The 16,330-nt window shown below is 60.9% G+C and carries 15 protein-coding genes; 10 read left to right on the top strand and 5 right to left on the bottom strand.

Annotated elements, in window-relative coordinates:
* Positions 1 to 90: 90 nt before the first annotated feature.
* Positions 91 to 852, bottom strand: coding sequence for an SDR family oxidoreductase (locus KSS95_RS11900; protein ID WP_225935577.1), 762 nt, complete (start codon positions 850 to 852; stop codon positions 91 to 93).
* A 9-nt stretch (positions 853 to 861) separates the two neighbouring features.
* Positions 862 to 1,011 carry a hypothetical protein gene (locus tag KSS95_RS11895; protein WP_217853823.1) on the bottom strand — a complete coding sequence of 50 codons (150 nt, stop codon included), beginning with the start codon at positions 1,009 to 1,011 and terminating at the stop codon, positions 862 to 864.
* A 109-nt stretch (positions 1,012 to 1,120) separates the two neighbouring features.
* On the opposite strand from KSS95_RS11895, the gene KSS95_RS11890 reads away from it, so the two are divergent.
* Positions 1,121 to 1,333: a hypothetical protein gene (locus KSS95_RS11890; protein WP_217853822.1), complete on the top strand. Its 213-nt coding sequence runs from the start codon at positions 1,121 to 1,123 to the stop codon at positions 1,331 to 1,333.
* 172 nt (positions 1,334 to 1,505) lie between these two features.
* Here the strand turns inward: KSS95_RS11890 and tssM are convergent, their stop codons facing one another.
* From tssM to vasI, 3 genes are read right to left on the bottom strand one after another with little or no spacing between them, the layout of a single operon-like run.
* Entirely contained in the window at positions 1,506 to 5,072 is a 3,567-nt protein-coding gene (gene tssM, locus KSS95_RS11885; protein ID WP_217853821.1) for a type VI secretion system membrane subunit TssM, read from the bottom strand.
* Positions 5,069 to 6,523 (bottom strand): type VI secretion system protein TssA, encoded by a 1,455-nt coding sequence (gene tssA / locus KSS95_RS11880; RefSeq protein WP_217853820.1) that lies wholly within the window; start codon positions 6,521 to 6,523, stop codon positions 5,069 to 5,071. The genes tssM and tssA overlap by 4 nt, the downstream gene beginning before the upstream one ends.
* Entirely contained in the window at positions 6,511 to 7,143 is a 633-nt protein-coding gene (vasI, locus tag KSS95_RS11875; RefSeq protein WP_217853819.1) for a type VI secretion system-associated protein VasI, read from the bottom strand. The genes tssA and vasI overlap by 13 nt, the downstream gene beginning before the upstream one ends.
* Positions 7,144 to 7,459: 316 nt before the next feature.
* Between vasI and tssB the strand changes: the two genes are divergently transcribed.
* The 9 genes from tssB to icmH all read left to right on the top strand — a co-directional run bounded on the left by tssB (position 7,460) and on the right by icmH (position 16,209).
* Complete coding sequence (gene tssB, locus KSS95_RS11870; RefSeq protein ID WP_217853818.1) at positions 7,460 to 7,963, top strand: type VI secretion system contractile sheath small subunit; 504 nt, start codon at positions 7,460 to 7,462, stop codon at positions 7,961 to 7,963.
* Between the two features lie 16 nt (positions 7,964 to 7,979).
* Positions 7,980 to 9,470, top strand: a complete 1,491-nt coding sequence (gene tssC / locus KSS95_RS11865; protein WP_217853817.1) for a type VI secretion system contractile sheath large subunit — start codon at positions 7,980 to 7,982, stop codon at positions 9,468 to 9,470.
* On the top strand, positions 9,467 to 9,877 hold the full coding sequence (gene tssE, locus KSS95_RS11860) for a type VI secretion system baseplate subunit TssE (RefSeq protein ID WP_217853816.1): 411 nt from the start codon (positions 9,467 to 9,469) through the stop codon (positions 9,875 to 9,877). Before tssC ends, tssE begins: the two co-directional genes overlap by 4 nt.
* Positions 9,878 to 9,880: 3 nt before the next feature.
* Complete coding sequence (gene tssF / locus KSS95_RS11855) at positions 9,881 to 11,647, top strand: type VI secretion system baseplate subunit TssF (protein ID WP_217853815.1); 1,767 nt, start codon at positions 9,881 to 9,883, stop codon at positions 11,645 to 11,647.
* A complete protein-coding gene (tssG, locus tag KSS95_RS11850; RefSeq protein ID WP_217853814.1) occupies positions 11,611 to 12,627 on the top strand; it encodes a type VI secretion system baseplate subunit TssG in 1,017 nt (338 codons plus the stop codon). The genes tssF and tssG overlap by 37 nt, the downstream gene beginning before the upstream one ends.
* A complete protein-coding gene (locus KSS95_RS11845; RefSeq protein ID WP_217853813.1) occupies positions 12,624 to 13,187 on the top strand; it encodes an FHA domain-containing protein in 564 nt (187 codons plus the stop codon). The genes tssG and KSS95_RS11845 overlap by 4 nt, the downstream gene beginning before the upstream one ends.
* A complete protein-coding gene (tssJ, locus tag KSS95_RS11840; protein WP_217853812.1) occupies positions 13,184 to 13,981 on the top strand; it encodes a type VI secretion system lipoprotein TssJ in 798 nt (265 codons plus the stop codon). Before KSS95_RS11845 ends, tssJ begins: the two co-directional genes overlap by 4 nt.
* A gap of 34 nt (positions 13,982 to 14,015) precedes the next feature.
* Positions 14,016 to 15,353 (top strand): type VI secretion system baseplate subunit TssK, encoded by a 1,338-nt coding sequence (tssK, locus tag KSS95_RS11835; protein WP_217853811.1) that lies wholly within the window; start codon positions 14,016 to 14,018, stop codon positions 15,351 to 15,353.
* Between the two features lie 64 nt (positions 15,354 to 15,417).
* Entirely contained in the window at positions 15,418 to 16,209 is a 792-nt protein-coding gene (gene icmH, locus KSS95_RS11830; protein ID WP_437179610.1) for a type IVB secretion system protein IcmH/DotU, read from the top strand.
* Positions 16,210 to 16,330 lie beyond the last annotated feature (121 nt).

Raw genomic sequence — 16,330 nt, 5'->3', positions numbered from 1 at the left:
TGGCGGCCCTTCTTGTACCAGCGACCTCGATACGGGTTGAGGCGGCGTTGCCAGCAGCCTCGCCATGCTCAGGTACGCCTGCTTGCTCGGTCAGCGCACAATCGATATCCCGCCATCCACCCGCAACGCCGCGCCCGTCATGAAGCTCGACGCTGGCGAGGCCAGGAACAACGCCGCCTCGGCGATTTCCTGCGGCTGCGCGAGGCGCTTGAGCGCGTGCAGCCCCGCCACCTGCGCCAGTGCCTCGGGGCTGTTCGCCACGCTGCGGCCCATGGGCGTGTCGGTGCCACCCGGCAACAACGCATTGGCGCGGATGCCCTGGGCGCCATATTCCGCGGCGATGACCTGGGTCAGCCCGATCAGCCCCGCCTTGCTGGCAGCGTAGGCGGCCATGCCAGGCATGCCCAGGGTGTGGCCGACGAAGCTGGAGGTGAACACCAGCGCACCGCCACCTCGGGCCTGCAGTGCCGGCAGCTGGGCCTGGGCGCAGAGAAAGGCGCTGGTGAGGTTGGTGTCGAGGGTGTGCCGCCAGGCGCTGAGCGACAACGCCGGCAACGGTGCCAGCTCGCCCAGGGTCCCGGCATTGTTGAAAGCGATGTCCAGGCCGCCGAAATGGCCCTGGGCGGTATTCACCAGCTCCTGGGCCAGGGCGGGGTCGTTGATGTCACCCGCGACCGCCACCGCCGGTGGACACCCTTCACGGCCCAGCGTCTCGAGCAATTGCTCGAGCGCCGCCTGCCGTCGCGCACTGAGCACCAGCCGTGCGCCCTGGCGGGCGAACAAGAGCGCGGCGGCGTGACCGATACCCGAGCTGGCACCGGTGATAATGGCTACCTTGCCTGTCAATTGCATGATCGGACCTCATCCTGAAAAGGTTGTTGGGTTGGCAACAGCACTTTCAAGGAGGGCGATGGGCAGCACACTCTGTTTCTTGCTCGCTGCACCGCGCTGCATGAAACCTGGCCAGCGGGTGTGGAAAACAAATGTAATGATGCGCGGGATGCGGGGCATGGCTACATGCCTCTACACTGCAAATTCCGCCACGTGTTTGTCTGGGCATCGCGCCCACGCAAGGACACAGAGCAATCGCCCAGGGATGGAGACACAAGCAAGGTGATGTATGGCATTCAAGAATAACTACCTGATCCAGCTCTTACGCAAACTGCCCCAGGGCCGCGCCACCCCCTCCTGCCACCCGCTCAGTGAAGAAGAGTCGAACCTGCTCGAGCACTTCCGCGCCCTGCCGGAGCGCGACCGCATCGCCCTGCGCCTGCTGTGTTCGGCGATCCATCTGACCTCGGCGCCTGAAGCGAGCACCGGCGCGCCGCTGTAGCGTTCAAGTGTGGGAAGACAGAGGCCTTTGGGCCTCTTCTTCTATGCTGGGAAGCGATTTCGAGCAGCGCTTGCCGGATGATCATCGCCACGGGGACCAACCAGCTGCCCAGGCGTACTGAGCACAAGCCGCAGCCTTTGTCGGTCTACCAGGCTTGTGCAAGCATGGGTGGCTATTGCAACAAACCGCGCGGTAGCTTGAAGCCTTTGAACGGCTCTTGCGTGATGGGGTTAAAGGCCTTTTCGGCGTTCAGCCGATAGCGCATCACACCCTCCCCGGTGCGGAAACTCAGGTCCACGCTGGTAGCCGTGCGTCCATTGAGCGAGCCACGGCTGAGCAAGCGGAACATCGACCACGGCCCTCGGTACTCCAGGCTGCTGCTATTGCCGTTCTGCCTGAGCAAGGTCAGGTTGCTGCGCACCTGCTGTCCCAAGGTATTGGGCCAGACGATACCGGTGATCTGGCGCGGACCATGGGTATAGGAAATCAACTGGCCATCCAGGTCCAACACGCTTGTGCGCTGGTTAGCGCTAAGCCCCAACGGCTCGATGCTGAACTGCACGCTGAGGTTGCCGCGCTGATCGAAGAACGTTTCGCGGATGAGGTCTGCCCGCTCCAGCTGTTCGAGTACATCGCTGCGAATCAACGAGTGCCCTTGCTGGCCGGCCTGCAGGGCTTCACGGTTGTCCTTCAGGAAGACCTTCAGGTACTGATCGTTGAACTGCTGCAGCCGCCCCTTCGGCCCGAAGAACGCCTCAAAGTCATCCAGCGAGGCATCGGGGGCTTTCACCACGAAGGGATAGCGCCCAGCCAGGCGCTGCTGGAAGAAGCTGTACACCTCGGCATCCCAACGCCGTTCAAGCTCGCGCAGGGCCTCCACATTGAGCACTTGCGCCGTTTGCTCGGCCACTTTCCTGACCTGGTGGTTGATTGGCTCTGGCAAGCCGGTGGCGACGCGTTGCAGGGTGCCGATCGGGTCATGCCCGGTCATCGAGAACCGCTGATGCACGGCCTGAAGTGCTGCTTTGCCTCTGTCCGGGCTGTCCTGCACCGCCTTGGCGTAGTCATGAACTGCGCCAATGGCGCCAAGAGTTTCATCGTAGTAGCTGGGCTTCTCACCCGTTGCCCGTAGCATCGCGCTCAGCCCTGCAAAAGCACGCTGAATCGCCCACGCCTGTTGCTGCTCTGGCCTGCCGATTGTCGGTCGCAGCGCCTCAGCCTCCTCTTGTGCATCGACGCCCACAGCGGATGAAAGCGCAGTGTTGTCCCTCACGGTATCCAGCAACCGATGCAAGGGGGCCGCAGGCCCGGTGAACTGCTGCAGAATCGAAACCCCGTGATCCAGGTCGCGAAAATCAGCCACCGAGAAGGCATTCAATGCCCGTCGCCAACTGTCGATAAAGTCGGCGCTGTACAGGTTACGAAGCCGTTCTGCCAGCGCCTCGCGGTCGGCATTCGAGTAATCCAGATGGCCGCGCTCGCCCAACGCCCACTCATCGACCATCGCCAGTTCGGCGAACCGCTGACTACGGGGTAGGAAGTATTCTTTGAAGCCCTTGGCGGTGAGCATCGGCGCTAACAAGACATCATCACGTTGCCTGGCGCCGGCAGACGATTGATACACCACATCAAAGGCCGGCCCGACTTGAAGACGCAAGTCCAAGCCGCTGTGCAACTGTTCCCCGGCCTGCTGTTCAAGGCTTGCATAGACCCGCTCTGCGAGCGGGACCCTGCGCAAGGTCTGCTGCACCTCGGCAATACGCTGGCGGTACTGGGGCAGATCAGTATCGGCATAGGCCAGGGCATACTTCAGGTGCCCCATGAGGTCGCCCTGCAGTTGCCCCTGGCCCGGGAATTTTTGCTGCCACTGGCGGGCCATCCAGTCCTCGACCCATTCGGGCCGGCGGTTCTGGCGATCCTCCAGCATTCGGTAAACCCTGAGGGCAGCCATTTGCTGCTCGCTGCCTGGCGGGGCCGCATCCATGGCATCGACTACCCCACTGGCCAAGGCGGGCAGGAAGCGCTTGGAAAGCAAACTAAGGTAGGCCTCATCAACGCGAGGACCGATGGCGCGCCCCTGATACAGGCCTAAATCAGCGACGCCCGGCCACGCGGCCCGATAGTCGCCAAACACCGACACTGCGTCGCGGATCTGGTCCAATGGCGCCAACAGGTTGCGCCCGGTCGGGTCCAGGCGCTGGTCGACTTCGTGATGACTGTATTCCCGGCTCTTGGCGAGCACGTTGGCGGCCTTGGCGCCATTGATATCGAAGTAGCGTTGCCAGCTGGCGAAAGCGACAGAAAAAGCCAGTACGCCCACGCCCGTGCCAACCCAGAGCAACTGGCGCTTGCTGCGCGCCACTCTGATGTTGTCCCCGGCAAGTCCGGATTCCGGATAGATAACGCGCCCGAATGCGTGCTGGACGAAGTAGGCCAGCGCCTTGCCCTGCGCCTTGCCTTCAAGCAATGGCAGCTTGGTCTTGTAGGGCTGCGCCGCCTCACGAACAAAGGCGTTGAGCATGTCGCCCTGCTGTACCACTGAAGACCAATACAGGCCACGCACCAAGGCAGGCGTGGTGAAGCGGTCGCTTGCCAGTGTCTCTTTCAGGAAGCCCAGCAGAATCGGGCGCAGCCCGACCAACTGGGCATGCAACGAGAAGAGACGCGCTCGCAGTGGCGCACCGCCCAACGTATCGAGTCGGTCCAGCACCTGCTCAAACAACTGACTGATCAATCGATCGTAATGATCGCCATACTCGTCCAGCCAGGCGTCGAACGCCCCCATCGCCTCCAGCTTGAAGGTGAAACCCAGCAGTTTTTCCCGCGAGGCAACGGGAAGCCCGGCGTAGAGCTGGTCAAAACCCTCCAGCAGATCGAACTTGGTCAACACCACATACAGCGGCAGCCGCGAGCCCAGTTGACTGCTCACCTCGTGCAGCCGTGTACGCAACACATGCGCCAGGGCAACGCGCTGCTCCGGCGTGCCATGCAACAGCGCGGGCAGGTCGACAACCAGCAACACGCCGTTGAGGGCTCTCTGGCTGCGGTTGCGCAGCAGCCAACCCAGCAGGTGTTGCCACAACCTGGCCGGCGCGCCCGGCACTTGCGATGCGCCGACTTCATCGGCTGGCGAACCTGGCCGCGGCTGTTGACTGATGAAAGCACCCGGCGGGTCGATGATCACCGCGTCGTTGCTGACCCACCAACCAATCGGGTAGGCCAGCGCTTGTGCTTGTCGGCCGCGCGTCTGTGCCTTGTCGATACGGGTCAGGGAAAAATTTTGTTCGGTACGGTCGATGAAACTGGTCTTGCCTGCGTGCTGCTCGCCCAGCACCAGGTACCAGGGCAATCGGTACAAGGCGCGTCGCCCGCCAGCATTATGCAGGAGACGCGAAAGCCCTTGGTCCAACGCCTTCTCTTGCGCCTGAACGAACGGCAGTACTCGGTCCAGTTCTGTGGCCACTGCCTGATCGCGCTCTGTGCGCAGACGGCGATAACGTCTGCGCAGCACAACGAGCCAACACAGCAGTGGTACCAGTACCAGCACCAGACTGGCCAGCCCTCGATGGGCCATGCTGGCCAACGGCTGCTGTTCACGCCACGTCCATTGCGGGCCGAGCCACCAGATAGCAACGAGCACCAGTGCAGCACCCAATCCGAGCAGCAGCGGCATGGCCAGACCGATACGGGTCACCAGGGGCAAGCCCCATCGCTTGAGGTGCTTCCACAGTTGATTCATCGTGACTCCCGTTCCTTGTTCGTATCAGTCTGCATGTACGGTGCCGCATACTGCTGGAGGCGCTGAAACACCGCTGGCTCCCAAGTGCTGGCGGTGGTTTCCTGCATCGTTCTGGCTACACCCGCGCACAAATCGCGGGCCAGCCAGGACACGCCCCGAGCGGCCAGCAGGTCAGCTGCGATAACGGTGGTATGGCAGCGTTCACGGGGGGCTTGGAGCTGCGCGTGCATCCCTTGCAACCGCAGCAGAACGGGCTCGACACCACCCGTTTCCAGCTGGCTGAGCAGTTCCTCGCGCAGGCTGACAAACTCATGGACGGCCGCGCCCTGCTCGGATGCGCCTTGTGCCCCCTTGAGCCACCCCAGGCATTGGTCATCGACAAATACCCGGCCGTCGCTGAAACACAGTTGCTGCAGGGCTGGCATACGCTGCACAAAGCGCGCGGTCGCAGCACGAATAGCTTCAGCCACCTCGCCCATGGCCAGCCGCGTGGCGGCGGTTGCCGCCAGGAAACTGCCGCGTATCCAGTAGGGGCAAGCCGTCACGCTCTTTTCGATCCGCATGAGCAAGGCCGCGTCAATCGCGGTGCCCGCAATGGCATCTTCATAATCACCGGCAATATCCTGTGGTACTGCCATCAGCTCTGTGCGGTTACCTTGCTTGGCTTGCGGCGCCGCCTGGATATGGGCCCATACGCCGAACCGGCGTAGCTGATAGCCGGTCGGGTCGTACGGGTCTTGCTGATTGATCTGCTCGGCCATGGCCAGCATGGCCCTTCGAGACTCACGCGCGTTGCCAGGCGATGCGCGACGCATCGGGGTCGCGATGACATCGGCCAGCGGTGCAGGCTTGATAGTTGCAGCCGAGGCCGAGTCGCCCACGCCGCTGGCAAGCTCGCTGTGCTTGCCAAGCAGCCGTTGTAGTTCGCCCAGGACCGTTTCATCCAACTGCGCGACAGCTTGTTGCTGTTGCAAGCGTTGCAACGCGTCCTGGGCTGCCGCCGCATGAGCGGGGCTATACGTGAAGCGATCCAGCCGTGGCAGCGCCTCGATCAAACGCTTGAGCATCAGGGCCACCAGCTTGCGCTTGCCCAGCAAGCCTTTAGGGCCGGGTTTCGGGTATGCGCTTTGCCAATACTGTTCAACCAGGCCGGCGAGCATTGCCAAGGTAAAACCCCAGCGTTCCCAGCACCGGCTGCGCAGCCAGGCGACACTCAGGTGCGCGGCGATGCGCAAATGCTTGCTCTGCTCACCCAAGTACTGGCGGGACGCTTCTTCGATGTAGGGCCAGTCGATGGAAGACTCTTGCAGCCCGCCCAGCTTGACCATTTCCTGGTCAATGGCCTGATAGGTTTCGTCCTCGACATCGAACAGGCCGGCAGGCGCATCCGCGTCGATGGGAGCGAGCAGCCGGGCAATTTCCTGCGCGTCGACCGGCGCTACCAGCGACATGTTTTGCGCGCCTCGCCGATGAGCGGATCCAGGCCTTGAGCATCGAAGACCAGCCCATCAACGGCTGGATTGTCGCTTTCAACCAGGATGCGCTGGGCTCCGATCAGCTTTTTGATCTGCTCGATGCCTGGCAAGCCTCTACCAGCGTCAAGTACCTGACCGTTCTCAGTGACCTGCCAGGGTGTAGGGGCCGTCGCGTCACGCTCACCCCGCAGTCGGATCTTCACCCATCCAGCATTGATCGGCTGCGCAGCGACCAACTGCAACCTGGAGATGTTCTGCACACAGCTGATCACCAAGTAGGGATGCGGCGCGACCGAAGCGATCGCAGGTGCGCCGATCATGAGCCCATGCTCTGTAGCGCTCAGACGAAACATCAGGTTATCTGCCGCCCGCCCCGCCTCATGGATCATCACCCGGTGCAACGTGGGCGAGCCTTGCTCGGGCAAAGACCACTGCACCGATCCAAGATGAGCAGGGGTTCCGGCTGATTTGTCGAAACAAGCCAGGCGCTCAAGGTTAGACACTATCCGGGGGCAATCCTGATTGGAATACGCGGACATCGGCATGCAACCGAGTATCAACAAGAGACTTACGCCATACGTTTTCTTACCAAACATTGCGAATGCGCTCCTCTCAATAGTACATATGCCCTACTCAGCCAACGGATTACAAAACCCACTACCGGCCACCCCCGAAACATAATCCGGCGAGAGCCTATCCCATAAAAATCACCAAACACAAACAAATACTTTCTTACATTTTTGCACTCGACCACATAACAACATAGAAGGCATTGTTTTTTAGAGAACCGCAACACGTACTGCGAACCTGTTTATTTCCAAAATCAAAATCATGGAAATTTCCTACACAACAAAATCCAAACTAACCAAGCACTAACCAGAACTACCTCACCAACAAATTAGAGATTCTGCCATGTCAAAATCCACAGGATCCGTTGCACCCAAAGAGCGCATCAATATCAAGTATGTACCCGCCACTGGCGATGAACAGGCCGAAGTAGAGCTGCCGCACAAGATGTTGCTGCTGGGCGATTTTGGCCTGGATGACACTCGCGCCCTGGAAGACCGTGCGGTCATGCGTATCGATAAACACAGCTTCAACAACGTGTTGAACGACGCCGAAGTCAGCTTGGCCATGAGCGTCCCTTCCCTGCTCTGTACTGCCCCCGATGCAGAGCTGGCGGTCAGCCTGCAGTTCAAGTCGATCAACGATTTCGGGCCCGACCGCATCGCCCGCCAGGTGCCGGAGCTGAACAAGCTGCTGGAGTTGCGCGAAGCCCTGGTCGCCCTCAAGGGCCCGTTGGGCAACGTGCCCGCGTTTCGCAAGCAGTTGCAGCATTTGCTGAACAACGAGCAAGCACGCAAACAACTCGCAGCAGAACTGGACCTGGTGCTTGAGGCACCAAAAGAAGACTGAGACAACGGAGCGTCCCATGCCAAGGCCAACCAGCACTACAGTCGCCGTTGAAACGACGGGCGAGACACTGACTAACGCCACCCTGCTCGACCAGATCATGGCCGAGACCAAACTGGCCCCCGCACAAGAGGGCTACCAGGTTGCTCGTCAGGGTGTATCCGCCTTCATTGCGGAAATACTCAAAAGCAATGATCCAGAGCAACTAATCAACAAACATCGCGTTGATCAGATGATTGCAGAGCTGGACCGGGTACTGAGCAAACAGATGGATGCCATCCTGCACCAGCCCGAATTCCAGCAACTTGAATCCGCCTGGCGCAGCCTCAAACTACTGGTCGACCGCACGGACTTCCGAGAGAACATCAAGCTTGAAATCCTGCACATCAGCAAGGACGACTTGCTCGACGACTTCGAGAATGCGGCCGACATCACCTGCAGCGGCATCTACAAGCACGTTTACACGGCGGGTTACGGCCAGTTTGGTGGCGAACCGGTTGCGGCCATGGTCGGCAACTACAACTTCGGGCCTGCTTCCCCCGATATCAAACTGCTGAGTTACATGGCGGCCGTTGGTGCCATGTCGCACGCGCCCTTCCTCGCAGCCCCATCCCCCGAGTTCTTCAACTTGAGCAGCTTCGAAGAGCTGCCCAACCTGAAAGAGATCAAGGACATCTTCGCCGGCCCACGGCATGCCAAGTGGCGTGCGTTCCGTGAAAGTGAGGATTCGCGCCACGCTGCACTGTGCGGCCCGCGGTTCATGCTCCGCTCTGCCTATCATCCGCAGGAAAATCCCGCCCAGAGCTTTCACTACGCCGAGGACATCGCCGGACGACACGAAAACTACCTGTGGGGCAACGCCGCCTTCCTGCTGGCCAGCTGCATCAACGACAGCTTTGCCCGCTACCGCTGGTGCCCGAACATCATAGGCCCGCAGTCGGGTGGTGCCGTCGAAGACCTGCCGGTGCACCTGTACGAGTCCCTGGGGCAACTGCAGGCCAAGATCCCGACCGAGGTACTGATCTCCGACCGCAAGGAATTCGAGCTGGCCGAAGAGGGCTTCATCGCCCTGACCATGCGCAAGGACAGCGACAACGCCGCGTTCTTCTCGGCCAATTCGGTACAAAAACCAAAGAATTTCCCCAAGACCCCGGAAGGGCTGCAGGCGCAGACCAATTACAAGCTCGGTACCCAGCTGCCCTACCTGTTCATCGTCAACCGGCTGGCCCACTACATCAAAGTGCTGCAGCGCGAGCAGATAGGTAGCTGGAAAGAGCGCAAGGACCTTGAGTCCGAGCTGAACAAATGGATCAAGCAGTACGTCGCCGACCAGGAGAACCCTTCCGCTGATGTGCGCAGCCGACGCCCCTTGCGTGCGGCAAGGATCGAGGTGTCGGACGTTGCCGGCGACCCGGGCTGGTACCAGGTTTCGCTCGCCGTGCGCCCGCACTTCAAATACATGGGCGCGAATTTCGAGATTTCCCTGGTCGGTCGGCTTGATACCCAATGAGTGGTTTTTTTGATCGCCTGGTGACGGATCAGCCTGAACGTCGCACGCCCTCTCGGCAAGAGAACGCTGCCGAGAAGTTTGCCGCCATCAAGCGTCACCTGGAAACGCTGCTCAACGCGCGCCAGGGTTGCTCACAAAGCAGCCCTGAGCTGGGGCTGCGTGACTTCAATGGGCACGACGCAAGCAGTGGCGACTTGCTCAAGCAGGTCAGCGCCGACATTCGCCGCACCCTCCGGCACTTCGAACCGCGCGTGCACGTGCGTTCGCTCAAGGCCATGCCCGATTGTCACGCCCCGCTGGAGTTGCACTTCAGGCTGGACTGCCAGGTGCAGGTCAACAACCACAAGGAGCAGCTGCAACTGGAGCTGCTGGTCAACGGCCATAGCCGCCATACCCGAGTGAGGTGACCGATGTCACTCAAGGATCGATTCAGCGAAGAGCTGCGTTACCTGCATGAGCTGGGGAACGACTTCGCCAAAGACAACCCACAGCTTGCCCGACTGCTCGGCAAGGGTGGCAGCGACCCGGATGTCGAACGCCTGATGGAAGCCTTTGCTTTCCTCACGGCCAAGCTGCGCCTGAAGTTGGAGGATGACTTGCCAGAGCTGACGCACCCTATGCTGCAGCTGCTGTGGCCCAATTACCTGCGGCCGCTGCCGAGCGCCACGATCATCCAGTTCACGCCACGCAAGCAAGCGCTCAGCCAGTCGCAACGCATTGCCAAAGGCTCATCGCTGTTCTCCAAACCCGTGGATGGCGTGCCATGCGAGTTTCGCACCTGCATGGCAGTGGACATCCATCCGTTCGAGATCGAATCGGTGAGCGCCACCCAGACACTCGACAGTTCGGTGGTACGCATCGACCTCAGCACCTTGGTCGAGCGCCCCATGAACACCCTCGGCTGCGACAGCCTGGATTTTCACCTAGGTGGTGATACCCAGACTGCACGCACCCTGTATCTATGGATCGCTCAATACCTCAAGCATGTCGCCGTGACGATCAATGGCGAGGTCCACCGGCTGCCAGCCAGCAGCATCCACTTCCCAGGCTTCAGCTCAAACGAAGGGCTGCTGCCTTACCCACAGAACGTCTTCGACGGCTATCGGACCTTGCAGGAGTACTTTGTATTCCCAAAGCGCTTCCACTTCTTCAGCGTAACCGGGCTGGAGAAAGTCTGGCCCGCTCAAGCCACTGCGCAGGTGGGCATCGAGTTTCAATTCTGCCGCCAGCTACCTGCCTCGCTACGCATCAGCAAGGCTGACTTCAGCCTGTTCTGCACCCCAGCTGTAAACCTGTTCAGCCACAGCGCCGAACCGATCGACCTCTCCAACCGGCTCGCCCCTTCCGACCTGATACCCAGGGGCAAAGAGCGGCACGCCTATGAAATATTCAGTGTCGATCGGGTGATCAGTACCCGTACGACAACCGACGGAAGCACCGGCGAACACCTGCGCACCTTCCGCCCCTTCGAATCGTTCGCCCATGAGATCGAGCATGTTCAAGGCCGCACGGCCTTGTATTACCGCTACAGCCTCGAAGACTCACTGCGTGGCAGTGGCGTCACCCACCGCATAGCCTTCGTACGAGCGGATGCCAACGCTTACATCGGCGAGCTGGAAACTGCATCCATCGACCTGACGTGCACCAACCGCGACCTGCCACTGGCGTTGGGCATCAATGACATCAATGCCCTCACTGAAGCCACCCCACCCTTGGTGACGTACACCAATATCTGTGCGCCAACCCGCCCCTATCGACCGGTACTGGACGGCCAGTTGCAATGGGCCCTGATCTCCAACATGTCGCTCAACTACCTGTCGCTGCTCTCATCCGAACCGCTGAAAGCGGTCATTCGCGCCTATGACTTCGTGGCCTTGCACGACCTGCAGCAGACGCGCACCACCCAAAAACGCCTCGAAGGTATTCGGGATATTCAGACCCAGCCTCTGGATTGGCTGATCAAGGGCCAACCCATTCGCGGGCTACGAACACGGCTGAAGCTGGATCAGGCCGCTTTCCTCTGCGAGGGCGACCTGTACCTGTTCGGTTGCGTGCTCGCGCACTTCTTCGCCCTGTACGCCAGCATCAATTCCTTCCATCAACTGGAAGTGATCAACATCACCAACAACGAGCACTACACATGGCCCATCCAGACCGGCAAGCAACCGCTGATCTAGCCGACAAGCTGCTCGCCGAGGCGCACCAGTACAACTTCTTCCAGTTGCTGGAGCGCCTGCACGGTTTGCACGGGGATGACCTGGAGCCGCGTTGGCCAGATCCGGCCACCCGACAGCGCGTGCGCCTGGCCTGTGACCCACGACTGACCTTTCCGGTTTCCGACGTATACAAGGCCGAACGCATCCCTGGGGAGGCAGACCGCTATCGCGTGTACACCACGTTCATGGGCCTGCATGGCACCGACTCGCCGTTGCCCTCCTATTACCTTGATCAGGTCGCGTATGAACACGCACAGGGCATCGGTGTACGGCCGGCGTTCTTCGACTTCTTCAATCACTACCTGCTCAGCCTGCTGCACCGCACCTGGCGCAAGTACCGCTACTACATTCGCTTCCAGCCCGGTGCCGGTGATGGGTTCTCCCAGTACATCTTTGCCCTGCTCGGCTTGAACGACAAACAGCTGCGCGGTGATACGGCACTGCCCTGGAGCCGGCTGCTCAGTTTCGCCGGTGTCATCGCCAGTCGCAGCCGTGCGCCGGGCACCGTGGCCGGCATCATCGCCCACTGCTTCGACTTGAAGCAGGTGCACATCCGCGAATTCGAAACCCGCTCGGTCACCACCACGGCCAGGCAACTGGTCAGCCTGGGGCGCAGCAACGGCGAGCTGGGCAGTTCTTTCATGGTCGGCAGCCGCACGCGCACGCGCAGCAGCAAGTTCACCATCGTGATCAGCGAACTCGACCAGGAACAATTGCATGCCCTGTTGCCCAGCGGCATCAACTTCAATCGCTTGCGTGCACTGATCGACTTCCTGTTGCGCGATGGCCTGGCCTATGACCTGGAACTGCGCCTCAAGCAGAACGCCCTATCGCCCTTTTGCCTGCACCCAAGCCAGGGCGCCTACCTGGGCTGGACCAGCTTCGTCGATGATCGTCACTGCCAGATCGCCCCTGTCGTGCGGTTCCGGGGGCGCTCATGAGCCTATTGACCTTGAGCATCACCAACCTTGGGCAGTTGAAGCACAACGTCACGGCCCGACACCAGTTCGATTACAGCGGCGGCACCATCGGCAGTGCGGGCGCCACCTGGCTGATCGATGACCGTGAACAGACAGTTGCACCAATCCACTGCGAGATTCGCTGGATCGAGGGTGATTTCTGCGTCATCGACTGCTGCCAGCGCACCTACCTGAACGACAACTTCGACAGCGTGGGGCCACTCAACACAAGGCGATTGCTCGAAGGTGACCAACTGCGCATTGGCGCTTTGCGGCTGCTCGCTCAACGCTCACAGGCGGATGTGCGCTCACTGGAGGATCTGTTCAACCCTGATCAGCGATCCCTCGATCACTGGCTACTCGATGCCCCCGCCGAAGCCTGGCAAACCGCCTCAACCGCCCGTGAGGTCGCCGTTGAAATCTGCTCGGTCTTCGACCCAGGCATTGGCAATGACCCTTTGGCTGCGCTGGATGCAGTGGCGGTCACCGGCACTGGGCAAGTCGATCTTTTGCAGTCCCTGGAAGCGGGAGCACACCCATGACGCGTTACTCATTCGTGGCCGGTCTACTGACTGTGCTGATAGGGCTTTCGGGTTGCACGTCTCTGAGCAAGATCGGCCAGGTGATCAAGGATCCCTCGGTGCCCGTCGGGCCACCCAAGGAACACCCCACCCAAGTTGCATTCAGCATCAACGCCAGCCCGACGCTCAACGGTAACCCTCACAGCGTCGAGGTGCCGGGCGAGGAGCAGCCAGGCGCGCTGGCCCCCACCCCTTACGCGGTCAGCTTGAGCGCCGGCGATCCTTACGCCTTGACCGAAAAAGTCGGGACCCTGTTCGAATACCTTCAGGAACAGTTCCCGGCAATGTCGCCCATCGCGATGCCAGTGATTGAGGACGCTGATCTGCCGCGCTCACCCATGCAAGAGAGCACGCCCGGCCACTACGAAGATCCGAACGTGGTGCTGAGCCTCCCCCACGACACCACCTGGGCCGCCGAGTCCATCGCCACGCCCATGGCCATCAAGATCCTGCAGTTGCGCGACGACTCACTGCTGCGCAACAGCGTTTACGAACTGCTGGACAAGGACCCGGCCAAGGCCTTGCGCAGCACCTACATCCGCGATGACGACTACCTGGTACGACCTGGCCAGTTCAAGTTCATCCCCTTTGCGCCCATCGAACCCGAGACCCGCTTCGTCGCGGTGATCGCCGACTACCGCAGCCAGGAAAACGCCACCTGGAGCCAGGTGCTGCGCATCCCCCCTCGCGGCCACCAGCTCATCCTGTCGGTGTTGCTCAACGACACGCAGGTCCTGCTCAAGGAAGAAGACTGATGGCCACACTTACTCACGCTGACACGGAGCGCTCATGAGTTCACGTAACCCTGTCCTGTGGCCCGAAGGCCTGTTCGTCAAACCGCAGCATTTCCAACAGGCGGCCCGGGCCAGCGAAGCAGCCCTGCACCAACGCCTCGGCAGCCTCAATGCTGCGTTCTACGGCTTCAGCGAATTGCAGTTGAATGACGAGTACCTGAGCCTCGGCAAGATCGCGATAACCCGTGCACGCGGTGTCATGCCGGACGGTACGGTGTTCGATATCCCGGCCGACCTGCCACCACCGCTACCCCTGATGATCGAGGACGACGGCGCCAAGGACAGCGAGATCTACCTGTGCCTGCCGCTGCGTACCGAAGGCGGCCGCGAGGTGAGCTGGCCCGACAATGCCGCCAACTTCCGTTACAGCGCCCAGGCCCAGGAAATCAAGGACACCCACAGCCCTGACGGTGACCTGGTCCAGGTCGACCTGGCGGTACCCAACCTGCAGCTCAAACGCAAGGCCGACGACAGCAGCGCCTACACCCGCCTGGCCGTCACACGTATTCTGGAGCGGCGCCCCGATGGCAGCCTGCAACTGGATGAAGGGTTCTACCCGACCAGCGTCTCGGTACGGGCGGTGCCGGCACTCCAGCGTTACCTCGAGGAGATCACCAATACCCTGCGCGAACGCTCGCGCAACCTGGCTAGCCGGATAGGCGCATCGGGCCAGTCCGGTATTGCCGACATCCGCGACTTCAACCTGCTGCAGGCCATGAACCGCTGGTGGCCGTGCTTCCAGCACTTGGCCAGGCAGGGGCAGACACACCCCGAGCAGTTGTACCTGCATATGAGCCAGGCCTGTGGCGAGTTCGTGACCTTCACCGACGAAAGCCGGCTGCCTCCAGAACTCCCCGCCTATCAGCACACCGCTTTGCGCACGTCATTCAAGCCACTGCAGGACATTTTACGCCGCGCCCTGGGAACGGTCCTGCAACCGCGAGCCATCTCGCTGCCGCTAGACGCGCTGGATTACGGCGTGATGACAACAACGCTCGAAGACCGCCGCCTGATCGATGACGCGGACTTCATTCTCGCCGTGCGCGCGGACCTGCCACCACCAACATTGCGCCGGCTGTTCCTGCAGAAAGCCAAGGTCACATCCCTGGAGACCTTGAATGACCTGGTGCATAAGCAGTTGCCCGGCATTGCGCTAAATCCGCTGCCTGTGGCCCCTCGCGATCTGCCCTTCCATGCGGGCTTCAGCTACTTCGAGCTCGACCGCCGCGACCCGGCCTGGGTCTGCATGAAGACGGCCAACGGTTTCGGGATTCATATCGCGGGGGAGTTCCCTGGGCTCGAGTTGCAGTTCTGGGCGATCAGGAGTGAATGAGATGCAAGAGAGCAACCTCGCACACAATGAAACCCCATCAGCTCAAGCTGAGCAGTTGCCATCGATGCTTGGAAAGTCTTTACCCACTGGGGCCGTGGCCTGCGAGGCAACCACACCAAAGCCCGCTCCTGATTACAAGGGCTACCCCGCCGATCCCGACTTTCAACTACGGGGCGGCTACGACAACCTGATGCTGGACGCAGCCACACCGTTGCTTGGACTGGTCATGCGCCTACGCACGCTCGATACCTTGCCCAACATCAAGGAAGTGCACCAACAGGTACGCAACCAGATTGAAAACATCCAGCAAGAGATGCGCCAGCACGGCTACGAGACCACGCAACTTCTGGCGTACTCATACGGCCTGTGCCTGTTCATCGATGAGGCCGTGATGGAACGGCCATGGGGCCAGGCAAGCCTCTGGAGCCAGGAGCCCCTGCTCAGCATTTTCCACAGCGAAACCTTTGGCGGCGAAAAGATCTTCACCGTTATCTCGCGCCTGATGCAAGAACCACAGCGCTACAAGGACGTGCTGGAGTTCATGTACTTCACCCTGTGCCTGGGGCTCAAAGGCAAGTACGCCCTCGCGCCCAAAGGCGCAGAGACGCTGAACACCCTTATTCACCAACTCCACGGAATCATCCGTGAACTACGAGGGCCCACGCCGACAACGGTCTGCGACCCCTACACCAACGTTGCCCCGCGCAACTTCCGCATGAATCGGCAATGGCCCTGGTGGAGCCCGCTGGTGATTTCCGCCATTGCCATGGCCACGGCCTACGGCCTCTACAGCTACCGCCTGCACCTGATAACCACAGAAGTGCTGGAGTCGCTCAACGGCATCTTGCAGCAGTGAACCGCCGGCAGTCGGCACAACCGTATTCAACGATTTGACGCGGCGTTTGCCGCGCAGAAAAAGCCCATCGATTCCGATGGCCACGCTGCCGCTTATGCGCGTGCTTATCCACATGGACGCA

It is taken from the genome of Pseudomonas muyukensis (assembly GCF_019139535.1).
Classification (GTDB): Bacteria; Pseudomonadota; Gammaproteobacteria; order Pseudomonadales; family Pseudomonadaceae; genus Aquipseudomonas; species Aquipseudomonas muyukensis.
The sequence above is the reverse complement of the archived record's forward strand: the minus strand, read 5'-3'. Positions and strand labels throughout refer to the sequence as shown.

What these genes read in the sequence shown, in the direction of transcription:
- tssC (WP_217853817.1), top strand. Translation starts at nt 7,980, where the DNA reads ATGCCAAGGCCAACCAGCACTACAGTCGCCGTTGAAACGACGGGCGAG.
- vasI (WP_217853819.1), bottom strand. Translation starts at nt 7,143, where the DNA reads ATGTTTGGTAAGAAAACGTATGGCGTAAGTCTCTTGTTGATACTCGGT.
- KSS95_RS11895 (WP_217853823.1), bottom strand. Translation starts at nt 1,011, where the DNA reads ATGCCCCGCATCCCGCGCATCATTACATTTGTTTTCCACACCCGCTGG.
- tssM (WP_217853821.1), bottom strand. Translation starts at nt 5,072, where the DNA reads ATGAATCAACTGTGGAAGCACCTCAAGCGATGGGGCTTGCCCCTGGTG.
- tssA (WP_217853820.1), bottom strand. Translation starts at nt 6,523, where the DNA reads ATGTCGCTGGTAGCGCCGGTCGACGCGCAGGAAATTGCCCGGCTGCTC.
- KSS95_RS11890 (WP_217853822.1), top strand. Translation starts at nt 1,121, where the DNA reads ATGGCATTCAAGAATAACTACCTGATCCAGCTCTTACGCAAACTGCCC.
- icmH (WP_437179610.1), top strand. Translation starts at nt 15,418, where the DNA reads ATGCTTGGAAAGTCTTTACCCACTGGGGCCGTGGCCTGCGAGGCAACC.
- tssB (WP_217853818.1), top strand. Translation starts at nt 7,460, where the DNA reads ATGTCAAAATCCACAGGATCCGTTGCACCCAAAGAGCGCATCAATATC.
- KSS95_RS11900 (WP_225935577.1), bottom strand. Translation starts at nt 852, where the DNA reads ATGCAATTGACAGGCAAGGTAGCCATTATCACCGGTGCCAGCTCGGGT.
- KSS95_RS11845 (WP_217853813.1), top strand. Translation starts at nt 12,624, where the DNA reads ATGAGCCTATTGACCTTGAGCATCACCAACCTTGGGCAGTTGAAGCAC.
- tssK (WP_217853811.1), top strand. Translation starts at nt 14,016, where the DNA reads ATGAGTTCACGTAACCCTGTCCTGTGGCCCGAAGGCCTGTTCGTCAAA.
- tssF (WP_217853815.1), top strand. Translation starts at nt 9,881, where the DNA reads ATGTCACTCAAGGATCGATTCAGCGAAGAGCTGCGTTACCTGCATGAG.
- tssE (WP_217853816.1), top strand. Translation starts at nt 9,467, where the DNA reads ATGAGTGGTTTTTTTGATCGCCTGGTGACGGATCAGCCTGAACGTCGC.
- tssG (WP_217853814.1), top strand. Translation starts at nt 11,611, where the DNA reads ATGGCCCATCCAGACCGGCAAGCAACCGCTGATCTAGCCGACAAGCTG.
- tssJ (WP_217853812.1), top strand. Translation starts at nt 13,184, where the DNA reads ATGACGCGTTACTCATTCGTGGCCGGTCTACTGACTGTGCTGATAGGG.